The sequence below is a fragment of the Daejeonella sp. genome, assembly GCF_030695525.1.
Classification (GTDB): Bacteria; Bacteroidota; Bacteroidia; order Sphingobacteriales; family Sphingobacteriaceae; genus Daejeonella.
In genome coordinates this window covers 53,381-69,818 of sequence record NZ_JAUYSS010000027.1, presented here as the reverse complement: position 1 = coordinate 69,818, position 16,438 = coordinate 53,381, and the positions used below count along the sequence as shown (strand labels likewise).

The 16,438-nt window shown below is 39.6% G+C and carries 13 protein-coding genes; 11 read left to right on the top strand and 2 right to left on the bottom strand.

Annotated elements, in window-relative coordinates:
* The first annotated feature begins 76 nt into the window (after positions 1 to 76).
* Together Q8S11_RS06375 and Q8S11_RS06370 are read left to right on the top strand one after the other, a co-directional pair.
* The gene (locus tag Q8S11_RS06375; protein WP_305661246.1) at positions 77 to 1,060 is read left to right on the top strand and encodes a sterol desaturase family protein; all 984 of its coding nucleotides are present in this window, start codon (positions 77 to 79) and stop codon (positions 1,058 to 1,060) included.
* Positions 1,061 to 1,067: 7 nt separating this feature from the next.
* Complete coding sequence (locus Q8S11_RS06370; protein ID WP_305661245.1) at positions 1,068 to 1,385, top strand: glycerophosphodiester phosphodiesterase family protein; 318 nt, start codon at positions 1,068 to 1,070, stop codon at positions 1,383 to 1,385.
* On the opposite strand, the gene Q8S11_RS06365 is transcribed toward Q8S11_RS06370, so the two are convergent.
* Positions 1,357 to 1,686, bottom strand: coding sequence for a cupin domain-containing protein (locus tag Q8S11_RS06365; RefSeq protein WP_305661244.1), 330 nt, complete (start codon positions 1,684 to 1,686; stop codon positions 1,357 to 1,359). The two genes, Q8S11_RS06370 and Q8S11_RS06365, sit on opposite strands and share 29 nt — an antisense overlap.
* Positions 1,687 to 1,874: 188 nt before the next feature.
* On the bottom strand, positions 1,875 to 2,591 hold the full coding sequence (locus Q8S11_RS06360) for a 3-ketoacyl-ACP reductase (RefSeq protein ID WP_305661243.1): 717 nt from the start codon (positions 2,589 to 2,591) through the stop codon (positions 1,875 to 1,877).
* A 380-nt stretch (positions 2,592 to 2,971) separates the two neighbouring features.
* On the opposite strand from Q8S11_RS06360, the gene Q8S11_RS06355 reads away from it, so the two are divergent.
* The 9 genes from Q8S11_RS06355 to Q8S11_RS06315 all read left to right on the top strand — a co-directional run bounded on the left by Q8S11_RS06355 (position 2,972) and on the right by Q8S11_RS06315 (position 16,431).
* Complete coding sequence (locus tag Q8S11_RS06355) at positions 2,972 to 9,862, top strand: gliding motility-associated C-terminal domain-containing protein (protein ID WP_305661242.1); 6,891 nt, start codon at positions 2,972 to 2,974, stop codon at positions 9,860 to 9,862.
* Between the two features lie 207 nt (positions 9,863 to 10,069).
* On the top strand, positions 10,070 to 10,666 hold the full coding sequence (locus tag Q8S11_RS06350) for an OmpA family protein (RefSeq protein ID WP_305661241.1): 597 nt from the start codon (positions 10,070 to 10,072) through the stop codon (positions 10,664 to 10,666).
* 211 nt (positions 10,667 to 10,877) lie between these two features.
* Complete coding sequence (locus tag Q8S11_RS06345) at positions 10,878 to 11,414, top strand: NADPH-dependent FMN reductase (RefSeq protein ID WP_305661240.1); 537 nt, start codon at positions 10,878 to 10,880, stop codon at positions 11,412 to 11,414.
* Between the two features lie 207 nt (positions 11,415 to 11,621).
* Positions 11,622 to 12,233 carry an RNA polymerase sigma factor gene (locus tag Q8S11_RS06340; protein ID WP_305661239.1) on the top strand — a complete coding sequence of 204 codons (612 nt, stop codon included), beginning with the start codon at positions 11,622 to 11,624 and terminating at the stop codon, positions 12,231 to 12,233.
* Between the two features lie 333 nt (positions 12,234 to 12,566).
* The gene (locus Q8S11_RS06335; protein ID WP_305661238.1) at positions 12,567 to 13,103 is read left to right on the top strand and encodes a hypothetical protein; all 537 of its coding nucleotides are present in this window, start codon (positions 12,567 to 12,569) and stop codon (positions 13,101 to 13,103) included.
* Positions 13,104 to 13,190: 87 nt separating this feature from the next.
* Entirely contained in the window at positions 13,191 to 13,712 is a 522-nt protein-coding gene (locus Q8S11_RS06330) for a hypothetical protein (RefSeq protein WP_305661237.1), read from the top strand.
* Between the two features lie 177 nt (positions 13,713 to 13,889).
* Complete coding sequence (locus tag Q8S11_RS06325; protein WP_305661236.1) at positions 13,890 to 14,429, top strand: hypothetical protein; 540 nt, start codon at positions 13,890 to 13,892, stop codon at positions 14,427 to 14,429.
* 580 nt (positions 14,430 to 15,009) lie between these two features.
* The gene (locus Q8S11_RS06320; protein WP_305661235.1) at positions 15,010 to 15,546 is read left to right on the top strand and encodes a hypothetical protein; all 537 of its coding nucleotides are present in this window, start codon (positions 15,010 to 15,012) and stop codon (positions 15,544 to 15,546) included.
* Between the two features lie 66 nt (positions 15,547 to 15,612).
* Positions 15,613 to 16,431: a hypothetical protein gene (locus Q8S11_RS06315; RefSeq protein WP_305661234.1), complete on the top strand. Its 819-nt coding sequence runs from the start codon at positions 15,613 to 15,615 to the stop codon at positions 16,429 to 16,431.
* Positions 16,432 to 16,438: the final 7 nt, after the last annotated feature.

Genomic DNA, 16,438 nt, shown 5'->3' with positions numbered 1-16,438 from the left:
GCTGAAAGCATAAAGCGTACAGGACTTTTAAATTGGAATTCTAATCTCTAAATTTAATTGATTATCAATCCTTAATATGGAATTTGTTGACACTATTTTAAAGCAGATATGGGGCTTTTTTAGTCTTGATGGACTTATTGAAATTATCAAATCTGGTAATTACGAGTCCCTGCTTACTTATGAAGGAATGCGCGGGGCAATTGCACCATTATTGCCAGTTATATTGATACTTGAATTAATCAGAGGACTGCTATATAAGCAGTTTAAGGTTGTTTCATATAAGATTTCATTTTTTTCTTATGTGATGAATTCAATTATAGGCAGGTACCTGGCCATAGGTATGACCATGATATGTATTGGCTTATTTGAGAAGTATGCAATCATGAGCATTCAGTTTACCTGGTACTGGTTTATTTACGGCTATATTATCTGGGAACTGGCTCATTTTGTCTATCATTATTTTGGGCATAAGGTGCGTTTATTCTGGTGTTTGCATTCCACACATCATGCCCCTGAAAGCATGAATCTGGCAGTTTCTCATGCCCATTTCTTTCTCGAAGCTCCATATGCGGATGTGATTAGAACAACTATCTGTATGCTGCTGGGGGTGCCTCCTGCAATGTTATTTGTGATTATGTTCATCGACGGAACCTGGGGTTCATTTATTCATATAGGAGAATCGATGATGAAAAATGGACGAATGGGAATCGTCGGAAAATTTATTTTAACCCCATCACATCACCGGGTACATCATGCCAAAAATGTCGAATACATGGATATGAACTACTGCAATTTGCTGAATATATGGGATAAAGTATTCAAGACTTATCAGCCCGAACGGGATGATATCAAAATTCAATATGGAATTACCAGGCAAATGAAACCAAATAGTTTTCTGGATTCTTATTTTGGGGAAATTACTGCGCTGGCAAAGGATGTTTACTGTGCTCCGGGAATTAAGAATAAGTTCTTGTATATTTTCATGCCTCCTGGCTGGAGTCATACTGGCGATCATAAAACTTCCCGGGTAATGAAACAGTCATTACAATCTCCTGATTAAATATTCTTTGCCTCAGCTGGTTCTTATTCACTATTGTTTAGCTTCAGAGATTAGATCTTATTTTAAATATACCGGTAATGACCTTCCGCTGACCAGAGATAGTTTGGTTGTGCTGATGCATGATGCAACACTTGACCGGACTACAAACGGCAGCAGAAAAGTATCTGATTATACATACAAGGAATTACAGCAATTCAGACTTAAGGACCCAGAAGGGAATGTAACTGCTGACAGGATCCCACTGCTGACTGATGTGATCAGATGGAGTAAAGGCAAAACTATTTTTACCCGGAAATTCAGAGAAAATCTTCCCGCATCGGACTGAATGTGTCGATCAGAATTCCCTCTTCAAGGCATAGGACACCATGAACCAGGTTGGAAGTTACTAGAAATGCATCTCCTTCTTTAAGCACTTGTTTTTTACCATCAATGCTTACTTCAAACTTTCCACTTTGTACATGTGTAATCTGAACATGAGGGTGCTTGTGCAAGGGACCGACCCCGCCTCTTTCAAATTTGATCTTCACGATCATCAGACTTGGATCATGAGCCATGATCTTTCGCTGAACACCTGCATCTATCTGTTCCCATCCAATTTTTTCATCTTCTATAAAATGCTTTGTCATTCTTAATGCTTGCTAATTATGCCCACAACCTACACTATATTATTTAGATAATAAAGTCACAGGGGTCTAAACTAAAATGGGTCAGTTTATGCCATCAGGCTTACGTGAATATATGACCTTTAAAGGAAATAGTTTGTCTTGACTCTTGGTTCTTGATTCTTGGTTCAAGAATTAAAATAATTAATAGATCATGGATTTGTTGACCAGATAGAGGCGTCTTTTACAAAAACCCTTCTGTTTAGTTTTAACTGTGCTACGATCAATTCGGCGAAATCTTCCGGATGCATCACCCGATCCTCATTATTGTTTAAAAGATTGGCACTGATTGCGAGATCTGTAACTACAGTGCTTGGGTTGAGTGCTGTAACACGGATATTATGTTTTCGTACTTCCTGCATTAATGAATCGCTGAGTCCCATAACTGCAAATTTTGAGGCACTGTATGCGCTGGTCATCGGACTTCCTTTCAAACCTGCGGTTGATGATATATTGACAATATCTCCAGTCTGGCGTTCAATCATTTGTGGTAATACCGCACGGGTTACATAATAAACCCCAAACAAATTAACCCGGATCTGATCCTCCCATTCAGAAGGTTGCAGGTCTAAAAACTTACCAAATTTTGCAATTCCCGCATTATTGATTAAAATATCAATACTTCCGAGTTCATTTTGAATGGATTTAACTGCTGCATTAACAGTCTCTATATCTGCAACATCCGCAACAGCGATTGAAATCTTAACCGGATATTTTTTTAGTTCCTCTTTCAGTTCCTGGAGGTCCTTGACTGTGCGGGATATCAAACCAAGATTTACTCCTTCTGCAGCCAGAGCTGATGCGATCGCCCTGCCTATTCCTTTTCCAGCACCAGTAATTATAGCATTTTTTCCTTTGAGTGATTCCATATTCTAAATAATTTTCTAATGCGCAAATTGACAGGATTTAATTGAATTGTGAGTCATTCAGTTGTAAGAAATTTCCAGGTAATTAGTTCCACCGTTTAAGATCTAATTTATTCAGTTTGAAGTAATATATAGAAACGATATAAATGGTTTTTATTAAGGAATTATTTTTTCATAAATTGATATTGTATCCCCAAAATATCTAGATATTTAACTTTGAAATTAAATTTATTAAATGAGAGTAAAATTTTGCTTCTTGATTATTTATAGAGTTCTTGAATATGGTTCATTTCAATTCAAAGGGTACCCAATAATATGAAATTTACTAACAAACGGGCTTGATGACAAAATTTCTTATTAGGATATCATTTTTCTTGCTCACCATGTTTTGGGCAGTAAATATTTTTGCTCAATTCCCTTACCGGGAAGGTTTCAAAGGCCCCACAGCAACTAACATAATTTTAGGAGGTACTGCAGTCTTGACTGCTGGTTCCGGAATCGATCCTATCGGATCAGGTTACCTCCGCTTAACCAACAATCAAGCCTTTCAAAGTGGTTTTGTCCGTAACACCCAAAATTTTCCTTCTGCAGACGGTATAGAAATCAGGTTTGAATATTTTACCTATGGGGGGTCCGGTGCGGATGGGATAAACTTCTTTCTGTTTGATTCGAATGCTGCTTCTGCCTTTACCATTGGGGGATTCGGTGGTTCTTTGGGATATTCCCCAAGGAGCGATTTGAGCCTGCCCGGTTTAAGTAAGGCATTTATAGGTATAGCGTTCGATGAATTCGGGAACTTCAGTAACCCGATACAGGGAAGGGTTGGAGGGCCGGGTCAGAGACCCAGTTCAGTGACGTTAAGAGGTGATGGTGATGGATCCGGAACCGTGCAAGCCGGTTCGGTGCCAAATAGTAATTATGAATATCTCACAAGTATTCAAACAACTGATATAGCTTCAATGTCTGCAATCGGGGCAGGTTCTCCGTTTCAGGTTGCAGGTGGCCAAAATGGTAGAACTGCAGTCGGAGGCTCACTTGATGCTGATGAAGCCGGATATAGAAAGGCAAGAATTATTTTGGAACCAAATGGTTTGGAAACAGGATATAAGGCCAATGTTTACCTTAAATTGGGAACGGAACTCTTAGAAAGGCATATCATCATTGATCAGCCTTATATTCCTCATTCGGCTATACCTTCAAACTTAAGTTTTGGCTTTGCTTCTTCTACCGGTGGTGCTAATAATTTTCATGAAGTCCGCAATCTTGAAATATTGGTCCCCGCAGGAACTCCAAAAAGTCCCCTGATTTCCAATCTTTCCAAATCAGGTGATGAAGATATAGCTATTCCCTTCAGTTTAAATGATTTCTACAGTCCCGATTTGGGGATTTCGGGTTTTAGAGACCCTAATGGGGATGTTTTGTCAAAAATCAGAATAAGTACACTTCCCTTAAATGGTCAATTGAAGTTAAATGGGATAGCCCTATTTGTCAATCAGGAGATACTTTCTGCTGATATCCCAAATCTGAGGTATGTTCCCAATGCAGATTTTAATGGCTCAGATAGTTTTAAATGGAATGCTGCTGACCCAGGAGGCTTATATGCAATAACAGATGCGGATGTAAATATAGTGGTCAACCCGGTAGAGGACCCTGTTTCAAGTCCTGATCTATATACAATTAGAATAAAGCTTACTAACCCTACTTACGCCACTTATAGTCACGCAAAGAATCCATACAACAAATCTATGGTCAGCATATTTCAGGTTGATGATAGTCCGGCGACTGTATATAACCTGATGTACCCATACCTGAGGGGCGGCCAAACAGCAGGAGGCTTTATCAGTCCCGGGGTGAAATCAACCGATGGATGCGGAAATGATCTTTTCTGGAATATTTCGGTTGCATGCTTTATCCACGATATCAATGGTGTTGATCTGCTGGCTCAGGGAGGAAACTATATTTCCTGGCCTCAACTGGCCACAGTAACTGCGAATGGCCCGGGTTTACAGCGGGGTTTTGATTTTATGAATCATGGCTTTGGTGGATCTGCAGTGTTACAGAAAGACCGGTATAAGCAGATATTTCTGAATAATAAGGCGGCTTTCGATCATCTGGGTTTTAGTCCGGAATCCCTGGTTGTACCCGACACTCAGATTGGATTCAGGTACGGTGCCAACAGCATGGGAATGGATGTTACAAGCCAGGCTGGTGTTGAACCTTTGAAGGATGGTGCTGTACCATTGGCTCAGGATGCCTTTTCTGAAGATGTTTATGCAGCAGTTCAGAATCCTTATTTTTTTCGAAGGAATCACTGGCAGGAAACTAATAATCCGGCCCTTGTTAATGAACATAAAGCTTACATTCTGGCGGCTTACAACAGGAGTCTGACTAAACCGCTGATGTATAATTGGTTCAGCCATGGACCGGGAGAAATCGGCACCAGTAATTTTGCCTACTACCGACAGGTTATTGAGTATATGCAGTCGCTTGCCGGGGATAATGTTATTGGTTTGAGTTTGGATCAATATCTGGGCTATCAGAAAACAATGCATGCTGCTGAGAACGGGTCTGGAAAATCAGTCTCTTTGAGCCCTGATGGCTATCTGAATATCAGTTTTGATATGTCCGGACTTCAAAAAACCGTTAGGCATCGCTTGTTGAGCCTGATTATTAATTCGGATGCTCAGATTGACAGTATTACCTGGACTGAAAATATTAAGGCAGTTACTTTTAATCCTGCAACAGGGCTGGTTAATATTCAACTAAATGAAATTACTCCGGTCGATCCTGCGACACTGCCTGTAAGGCCGACTATTATCGCAAGTTCAGCTAAGATATTCGCTGAAGCACCTGATAAGATACGTTTTGAGCTCGATCGTCCCATATCTCAATCCATAGCTGCAGCATATGAAGTAGAAGGAAATACTGTTTTATCGGTTTCTGAAGTGCCTGATTCAGGGGGGCTCATTTGGGAGATTAGCTGCCAGAATGACTTTCTTTCAACGGATGTGGTTACACTTACCTATAAAGCAGAACTTGGAAATGCCTTAGATTCTGGTAATGGAAGCAGGATGCTTACCTATTCAAAACTTCCGGTAATTAATCTTTCAACGGAGACAATTCCTGAAGTAGAACCATTGGCAATATCGGTGAGAAGGGATTCTGATAACATCCAATTAGCAACATTTAATACGATTGCTGAGGTTAAATCATACATGATTACTTTTAACATCAATACAAACATATCTATTGTATTTAATCGTGACAGTACCTATGCGCTGGGTTCAAAGTGGACATTGAATTATGCTAATTCAAATAATACACTCACAATTAAGGGTAAAGACGGTCTGATGTCTTATCCTGTGATTGATGCTGGGGGAATAACTTCTGATATTTTTAGAGTAGCAATGAGCCATGTTCGTATTGACCGCCTCCAATTAAGAAGCGGAAAGTATACTGCTGATGGAGCAGCTTTCGGCGATAATTATTCGGGTGCGCTGATCAGTCAGCAGGCTAATACCGCAGATACAAGGTACACTAATTTGATTCTTCATCAGGGAATGAGGGGAATCAGAATAGGGGCTGCTAACGGAACAAATCAGCCATATATTTCGGATGTTCTGATCGATAAGGTAATCCTTAGCGAACTGACGGGGATAGCCATCCAGGTTGGAATAATTAATTCAGTTGGCGGTCAGCCTGAGAGCAGAACAGATGCTTCCTATACACTGAATGATGTCACAATCCGAAATGTGATTTTGAAAGATACCAGGAACCAGGAACTAATTGAGAGCAGTGGAGCAAAGTATTATGGGCAGATTCAGTGCCGTGGAATCAATAATCTTTTACTGCAAGATATAGAAACAGATCAGAATCAGAAGCAGCCATTTTATATTATTTCCAGCAAGAATATAAAGATTGACCGATGTAAAGCCACCAATTTTTCATTGAATACGGGTACGGGATATAAAGCGGCATTTCATATTGAAAGTTCAGAAATGATCACTATTCAGAACTCATTTTCACAACATACTTTTGAGAATGTTTACATACAGGGCTCTACCGGGATCAGACTTTATCATAATACCTTTGATACCAAACAGGCCAGTGCCCGGGCTGTTTCTATGCCTGATGTTAGGCTAATCCTTGATATTCAGGGCAATATAATCGCTGCAAAAGGGGATAATCCCTATAACAGCTGCATTGGAATCACTTTCTACAGGGGCGCAGGATATATACCTACAATTGCCAATGATTTCGTCTCCGAACAAAACAACCTTTTTATAACAACTTCCAATATTTTGGAGTTTTCAGGACTCGATGCAGGGAATACAACACTCTCAGTTAGGCTTGCCTTTCCAACTACTTTTGCCAATTATCAAACAAACTTTTCCCGGGGCCAGGGTTCAAGTTTTGCAGCTTATTCATCATTGAGTTTTGTAGAGATTAATGGAGTATCTGGTTACCTTTCAGATACGTCTGTTGGCAGAGATTTTGTATCAGCACAGATTAATGCAATCAACCTGGATCTGCAAAAAAATCCGAGGAAATATCCCACAGATGCTGGGGCATATGATGTTGATGCAAAAATTACTGCTGATTTAGCTAATTTGACTCTAAGCGAAGGTGTTTTAAGTCCGGTTTTTTCTTCAACCAATACTACATATACTGTTTCTGTTCCATATTCAACAGCTTCAATTGCATTAACTGCTTTCCATAGTGATGCCTTGGGAACTATACAGTTAAACGGTGCCACAATTCTTAGCGGCAGTCCTTCTGCAAACCTTCCATTAATTGTTGGAAGTAATATGTTTACTATTCTGGTTTCAGGAAGTGACGGAGAGACAAGCAAAACGTATTTAGTAACTGTAGTGCGTTCTTCTGTTTTGCCATATGCCGAAAGCTTTAAGTTCTCTGAATCCGCAGGCTTGATCTTAGGTGGTAGTCCAAATGGAGCCATGTTAACCGGTGGAGGAATAGATGCCGATGCTCAGGGCTATCTTCGTTTAACTACAAATACAAATAATCAGACAGGGTTTGCCCGCAATACAACTGCTTTCCCTACTGCAGATGGACTCTCGATCAGCTTTGATTACTTTACTTATGGAGGTTCAGGAGCTGATGGACTGGCATTTTTCCTGTATGATGCTTCAGTAAATCCATTTTCTATTGGAGGGTTTGGGGGATCTCTCGGCTATGCCCAGAATTTCTCAAACCCCGGGATCTCAAAAGCCTTTCTGGGGCTAGGTATTGATGAATTTGGGAATTTCAGTAACCCAACTGCAGGAAGACAAGGAGGACCCGGCCAGCGACCAAGCTCAGTAGCGCTACGGGGTGATGGAAATGGGAATGCGGCAATCTCAACTAATTATGAGTACTTAACCGGAATTCAAACTACTGATCCAAGTGCTATGGCTCTTGCAGGTGCAGGTAATGTATTTCAGATTGCCGGCGGGATTGATGGTCGCGTATCAGGTAACCCGGGTAATTTAAGCCCTGGTTATCGCAACGCTAAAATCAATATGGTTCCTGATAGTTCGGGTTCAGGCTTAAAGGTGAATGTGTGGATTACCGAGGGAAATTCCTCCGGCGGGATAGTGCATCATGTGATCAAGGATTATCATTATGTACCCACGAATCCGATTCCTGAATATCTGAGTTATGGCTTTTCTGCCGGAACAGGAGGGAAGAATAACTTTCATGAGGTACGCAACCTACAGATTACCCTGCCGGCACAAATGGCGGCACCTCTTGTTGCAAATATCACAAAGACTGCCCAGGAAAATACCCCATTTACATTTACACAAGCAGATTTTACAGCAAAGTTCAGTAGTCAGGAAAATAAAACACTCAAAAAAGTTAAAATTCTTAGTCTCCCAATAAATGGTACGCTTAAGTTAAATGGTGCAGAAATTACAGTGAATCAGGAAATTGTTTTTGCTGATCTAAATCAGATCAGCTTTGTTCCCACTCCGGGTTATATTGGATCAAACGTTTTTCAATGGAATGGTACAGATAGCATATTATATGCATTAAGTCCGGCTATTGTAACAATCAATGTATTGGCTCAGAGCGGGTTACCATACTTTGAAAGCTTTAGGAATTCAACAGCCTCAGGATTGGTACTGGGTGGGATTACTGTACTAACTTCAGGGAATCTGGATGCCGAAGGCGCAGGTTATCTCCGATTAAATCCTAATGCAAAAAACCAGTCAGGTTTCGCCAGAAATACCAAATCATTTCCCTCTGCTCAAGGACTATCCATAAGCTTTGAGTATTTTACTTATGGTGGCACCGGGGGTGATGGACTGAGTTTCTTTTTATATGATGCAACAGCGAATAGTTCCTTTCAGATTGGGGCACCCGGAGGTTCATTGGGCTATGCCCAAAATGCCTCTTCACCTGGTTTAAGTAAGGCTTACCTAGGCTTTGGATTTGATGAATTTGGAAATTTCAGTGCAGCTACCGCAGGTCGTCAGGGAGGCCCGGGCCAGCGAAGTAGTTCCTTAACACTCCGTGGTGATGGCAATGGAACAGGTTCAGGAAGTCCTGCCGGGTCAAACTATGAATTTTTAACGAATATCCAAACCACCAATCTGGCAGCAATGAATGCAGCCGGGGCAGGATCAGGATTTACAATAGCTGGAAATGTGGATGGCAGAACAGCAGGTGCTGAGGGTCTTGTTAGCGGCAGCAATGGGTATCGTAAAGCACAAATTGAGATGAAACCAAATGGCTCGGGAACCGGATTTATCTTGAATGTCTGGATTTTGGAAGGAACATACCCGGGTGGTATAAACCATCATCTGATAAAGAATTACTCTTATATTGGGAATACCATGCCGGCAAATTTAAGCTATGGTTTTGCAGGATCTACCGGAGGGGCAAGCAATTTTCATGAGATCCGTAATCTGAGCATTTCATTACCGGCACCTGAACTGTCAGCTCCGACCCTGATGTCATTACGTGGATCATCCCGGAATAGTGAAATTACTGTTGAGTCTGATAATGAGATCATTGCAACAAATTTTATCTCAGCGAATGGGGATGCAAAGAATGATACCTGGGTGATACGTAATATTGATAAGTATCCAAATAATCTGGTTCGGGTGTTCGATAAATTGGGCAGGTTGGTTTATAACGCGACCAACTATAATAATGCCTGGAATGGAATATATCAGGGAGCATTGCTTCCGGAAGATACCTACTATTATATTATTGAACTTCCGAATGGTGGAGGACAAAAAAGAGGATATATAAGTATAGTGTGGTGATTTTTTTAGCTGAACAAAACAGATTACAGCCGGCCTGTATGAATTTGCAGTCTGGCTTCTTTGTTTTTGACCGGGAAAAACGGGTGTGTTCCCCTTTCTATGTGCCTATTTGACTTCTTTTCATAATTAATTTCCGTTTAGTTTGGTTAAAAAGCAAGTAAATAGTAGTTTTATTTCCAATAATTTATTAAACCATTTAAGCTAGAAATGAGAAATTTTAAAAGCACATTTTCGATTTTTGCCATTGCAATTTTTACTGCAATGGTATTATTTTCTTCCTGTAAACCTAAAAAGATTATCAGTCAGGCGCCGGCTGCCCCTGTACCGGCAACTGTTCAGGAAGCACCAAAAGCTGCTGTTGTTGAGGCAGACACAGATGGTGACGGTATTCCTGATTCCAAAGATAATTGTCCAAATAAGCCAGGTTCTGCCGTAAATGGTGGTTGCCCCGAGACTATTGTTTCTGAGCCAACATTCAACTATAAAAATATATTGTTTGAATTCAACTCTTCGGTTCTGAAAACTTCATCCTATTCTGTACTTGACGAAATAGCCAGAGAGATGAAGAAATTTCCTTCCATGAGCTTTAATCTTAACGGACACTCTTCGGCTGAAGGTAGTGAGCAAAGGAATATGACTCTTTCTATTGATAGGGCCACTGCTGTAAAAAGCTATCTGGTTACTGCCGGTATTAATGCTAATAATTTGATTACCAGAGGCTTTGGAGAGTCTACGCCACTAGCTTCGAATGATACTGAATCTGGGCGGCAGTTAAATCGCAGAGTTGAAATAAGAAAGAGGTAGTTCTTAATTTTTTTAATTCAAATGAGGGTGCTCAATTATTTTGGGCACCCTTTTTTTGCATATGAATTTTGTAAATCCATGATAATTCTCAATTTATCATCACAGATTTATTTCTGCTATTATCTTTCCCATTATAAAATCCGCTGCGTGATTCAGTATTGATTTATATTTTTTTTCTATTACTTACGTTAATATATGATAATTGAACATTATGAAAATTGCAATTATTTCAGGTAGTGCCAGGCCCGGCAGACAATCTCATCAGGTTGCGCTGGAGGTTAAGAATAGATTAGACAAATTGTCGACTGATAATTGGTTATGGGATGTTAAGGAAACAAATCTGCCTTTATTGGATTATACATTTGATTCCCATCCTTCACCCGGGGATACCTTGAAGAATTTAAAAGCCCGCTTGGATGAAACTGATGTTTTTCTGATTGTTTCTCCTGAGCACAATGCCAGTTATCCCGGTAGTCTCAAGAACAGTATGGATTACTTTTTTAAGGAATATGCCGGAAAAGTGTTTGGTGTAATCAGTGTTTCAACAGGTATGCTGGGCGGAATAAGTGCGGCAAAAAATCTGCAGCAATATGCTATTACCTTACAGGGAATTGCTTACCCACAATATCTCATCACACCAAAGGTTCAGAATTTGTTTGCAAGTGGAGTTATGACTGATGAAGATTATGGTAAAAAGATGGATAGATTTCTGCAGGGTTTCCTATCATTTTATAAAAAGCAACAGTAAAATAGGTATGTGTTCAGCAGCCCCGGATCCGTAATTTCGGGAGATTGTATAAATTTTTCCCTGCTAAGCTGTTGCCACTTCACGGGATATTCAAGCCTATTGAATCGACATCCTGTTGGACTAAACGCGTGATCACTTTATTTTTTTTAAAATTCATCTAAAATTCATGTTGGACATCCAATTTTAAATAATAATCGTAATGATATTATGATAACAATGGATATTCATGTGGAAGATTCGAAGAAAAGTAGAATCGGAAGGAGTAAAAAGCTCCGCATATCTGAAGATAAACTGATTGAAGGTTTAAAAAATATGGAAGGAAGTGCGATGTCAGCGCTCTACCGGATGTATTCAGATTCACTATACAGGGTAATTTCTACAATAGTGGTGATAGAAGAGGTGGCTCAGGACTTGCTCCAGGAAACATTCATAAAGATTTGGAAATCATTTAAACAGTATGACCCCGGAAAGGGAAGGTTGTATACCTGGATGGCCAGATTAGCACGGAATATTTCAATAGACTATCTTAGAAGCGTTAATTACAGGAATTATACGGTCAGTGAAAATCTATCTGAATCAACTCAGCAGATCGATCAGAAATTTCAGGTTTCGTATAATCCTGAATTGATTGGAGTAAAGGATATGACGAACATTCTCAATGAAGATCAGCGATTAGCACTGGATTTGATCTACTTTAAAGGATATACGCATGTTCAGGCTGCCGAGGAACTAAATATTACAGTTGGAATTTTACGATCCAGACTTCAGTCATCAATAACCGAGCTCCGCAGGACGTTTAACAGGGAATATCTGGGCTAAGGTTGGGTTTAATTACGAATTACCAATTACGAATTATCAATTACGAATTACGAATTACGGGGTTTCGCATTCCCTAAAATAATTGAGTAATCATTATTCAGTTTTTTTATTATTGCCAATAAATGCCAAATTAAGCAGCCTTTAATCTCAATACTCAATACTCTGTACTCAATACTCCTTTGAGTATCCCATTCCCCATTCGGGAAAAATTATCCCATATAATTTCCTCGTGATTCTCAAAAAAACCTCTTTTCAGCCTCTCTGGCACTTGGTCTGTAATTTGTCTATAGCTAATCAACATCAACAAATTAAAAACAGACAAAAAACAAGAACATGAAAAAAGTAATCATCACCTTCGCAATAGCAGCAGTTTCATTATTAGGTACCAAATCATTTGCACAGACTGCAAATTTAAACATCACCATATCTGATGTCTTATCTTTCAGTGTAACTCAACCGGCATCATTGGATGTGAACTTCGATACGGAAGCAAAATATACGAATGGTATCACTGCCCTGGCAACTGACCATGTGAGTGTAACCAGCTCAAGAGGTTATGTAGTTAAAGCAATCGCAGGGGCAGTAACAGGTTCGGCAGCGATCGCACCCGGATCAGTAAAAATAAGTTCAGCAGTTGGAGCTACTAACAGTGGTAATACAGCCGGTATCACATACGGTTCTTCAGTAACTTTACCGGTAACAGGTGGATCAGCAGCGACGGTTATTACAGCAGCCAATACTTCATGGAACGGATCAAACTCTACGAATAAATTCAATATTTCTTACCTGATTGGTGCAGGTGGTGCATACGCAGGTAAAGCAACAGGATTGAATGTGGTGCCGGTAGTTTATACAGTAACACAACAGTAGATTCATTTAATTCACATAGCGAATTGAATGAGTGGTTTACTAACCACTCATTCAATGCTTATTCTCTCACATGAGATTCAATTCATTATGAAAAAAGTATTTATTCTATTTCTATTTTATTTTATGGTACTGACCCATTCTATGGTGTATGCACAGTCTCCGGGCTTAAGCATAAAATTGTTGGATGCGTTGTCATTTACGATAAGTCAGCCACAAGACTTTGATTTGGAATACATCAATACAGGCAAAATGAAAAACCGTATTGTCGCCAAAGTGCCTGATCATATTACCGTGATCAGTTCACGGGGCTATGAAGTAAGGGCCGTATCGGGTGCTTCAAATGATAGGGAATCACAGGTTAGTTTAACTTCACATATCAGCAAAACAAATAAGGGAAATACATCCGGACTTGTTTTTGGAAGGGGAGTTCAACTGGAAGCATTAAATGGAAGTGCCGTCACAGTTATTTCTTCTTCTAATACTTCCTGGAATGGCATCAATCCTGAAAATAAATTTGACATTGATTATTCTCTTGAATCCACCTATTCACCCGCAAAGGGTGGGGTTCCCCCTACAATCCCTGTGATTTTTACGGTTCTACAGCCCTGAGGATTTACGGGTAATTATGTGGGATAATTTTAAATCGGGAATTGGTTCAATACATTCAACTGGAATTGTCATAACAAACATAAATTAATATAAATCAGGATTTATATTAATGTTTATGAAAATTAAGGTAGTATTGACATTATTTATTGAATCTGAGCTTGCCTGGATAGCCTGAATATGAAGAAAATATTAATTATTTCGGTATTTTCATTCTTTATCCATTATAGCAAAACAGCTTATTCTCAGGGTACCAGCCTGAATATTACCTTATCTCCAACAGTCATATCTGTCAGAATAAGCGATCCTCCTGCAATTGAGCTAAGTAGAAGCGGCTATGCAAAGTATGATGAGGGAATCAATGCCATAATCAGGGATCACATTAATATTGTAAGTTCGGGAGCCTATATTGTAAAAGTTGCTATCGGAGACATAACAGGTGATTCGAAACTGGATAAAAATTCAATAAAAATTACTCCTCAACTGGGTACCGGGAACAGGGGTAATCTGAATGGACTGCATATTAATTCGGCACTACCTCCAAATTTTCAGATAAATAAGCAAATAACCATTATTGAAGCAGATCATGCATCGTGGAATGGTAAGGATTCAGCGAATACTTTCAACATCTCCTATTTAATTGGCACAGATGGTGCTTTTGCAGGGAGAGTGCCTGGAACAGTCTTAATTCCTGTTATTTATACTATTATACTAAAGTAGTATCCTGTGTTCGATTCACATGGCAAAATGGTTCTTTTGCCGGTCTGCCCTTCCCAATGAAAAACAGCTCCGCGTAAAATAAACCTTGCCGGAGGAGGTAGCTTCCGGCTATTGGTAATTTGATGTAGAATGCGATTTCGTGCCGGAAAACCCCGGAGGAAAGGGATGAACTGTACTATAATACACAGGTATTGCTTTCCAAAATCACATTATTGTGGGTCATGAGCCTTATCTGACCAATTATAAAGTATTTTTTTAGCTCATAAGCCGAACTCAGATTAGAGCTTCCTGCTCTTATATGATACCTGGTCCGGGAAATTTTATATCCATAATTCCATCATGGCTTAAATTTTCAAATGAAATAGGATTTAATCTCAATACTCTCTACTCAATACTCTCTACTCAATACTTATTACTCACTACTATTCTGAGTATCCAATTCCCCATTTGGGAAAATATATCCCTTAATATATCCCCCAATTTACCTGAAAAGGCCTTTATTGTACTGTTTGGCACATTGGTCTATAATTTGTCTATACCTATTCAACATCAACAAAATAAAAAACAGAAAAATAAGATCATGAAAAAAGTAATTATAACCATCGCAATTTTAGCAGTATCATTATTAAGCACTAAATCATTCGCACAGACTGCAAATTTGAACATCACCTTATCTGATGTTTTATCATTCAGTGTTACTCAACCTGCATCATTGGATGTAAATTTCGATACTGAGGCAAAATATACCAATGGTATCACAGCCTTAGCAACCGACCATGTAAGTGTGACCAGTTCAAAAGGCTATGTGGTTAAAGCGGTAGCAGGTACAGTAACGGGTTCAGCGGCTTTAGCACCCGGATCAATAAAAATTACGTCTGCAATTGGATCTACAAACAATGGTAACACTGCCGGCATCACCTATGGTTCATCAGTAACATTACCCGCTTCAGGCTCAAGTCCTGCAACAGTGATCACAGCATCTAACAGTTCATGGAGTGGATCAAATGCTACCAACAAATTCAATATTTCTTATCTGATTGGTGCTGGTGGTGCATATGCAGGTAAGACAACAGGATTAAATGTGATTCCTGTAACCTATACAGTAACACAACCGTAAGATATAAGAGCGGTTTTATCGTTATATTGAGGCCTTTATTAAAAAGGCCTTTTTTATACCATACTTATGAAAAGAAATATTTTCTATATCCTTTGTGTAGCCATGCTTGGTTTTAGCCAGAATCTTATGGCACAAGCAGGCATGACTGTTAGCCCGGGCAAATTATATTTTAAACTTGCCCCGGGTGGCGCAGGTACTCAGAAAATAGTGGTAAGCAACCCCAATAATAAGGATCTTGAGATCGGGGTATCTCTTAATGACTGGGATTACGACTCTTTGGGTAATAACCAGACCTATGATGCTGGAACGCTTAAGACCTCTGCTGCCGAATGGATCAGGGTTATGCCCGGATCATATTTTACTCTCAGACCAGGAGAAAAGCGAGAATTGGATGTAGTATTCAGTGTTCCTGCAGATGCAAATACAGAAATTCCGGTGCATACTGCCATGATGTTTCTAACACAACTTAATCCCGGGGATGGAAGGGCAGCTGATGGAACTTCAATTAAAGTAAGTGTCAGAATGGGAATAAAAATCTACCATTCATTTTCCCAGGCTGATGTAAGGGATATTGAGGTTTTGGATTTTACAGACGTGCTACCTGATAAAGATGATAATACATCGAGTGGATATCTTGAATTAAAGCTCCATAATACAGGTAAACAATGGCTTGAAGGGAAAGTCAAATGGGAGATACTGAATACCCAATCCGGGGAAAAGAAGAAACTCGATGATCAGGAAATATTCTCTTTACCCGGTGATCAACGACTGGTTAGGCAAGTCCTTCCTTTAAATCTGGCTAAAGGTAAATATACCGCAACTGCTATAATCAATTATGGGGATAGGGATGAGTTGAAACTTGTGGAACTTGAGTTCCAGAGATAATTAAATT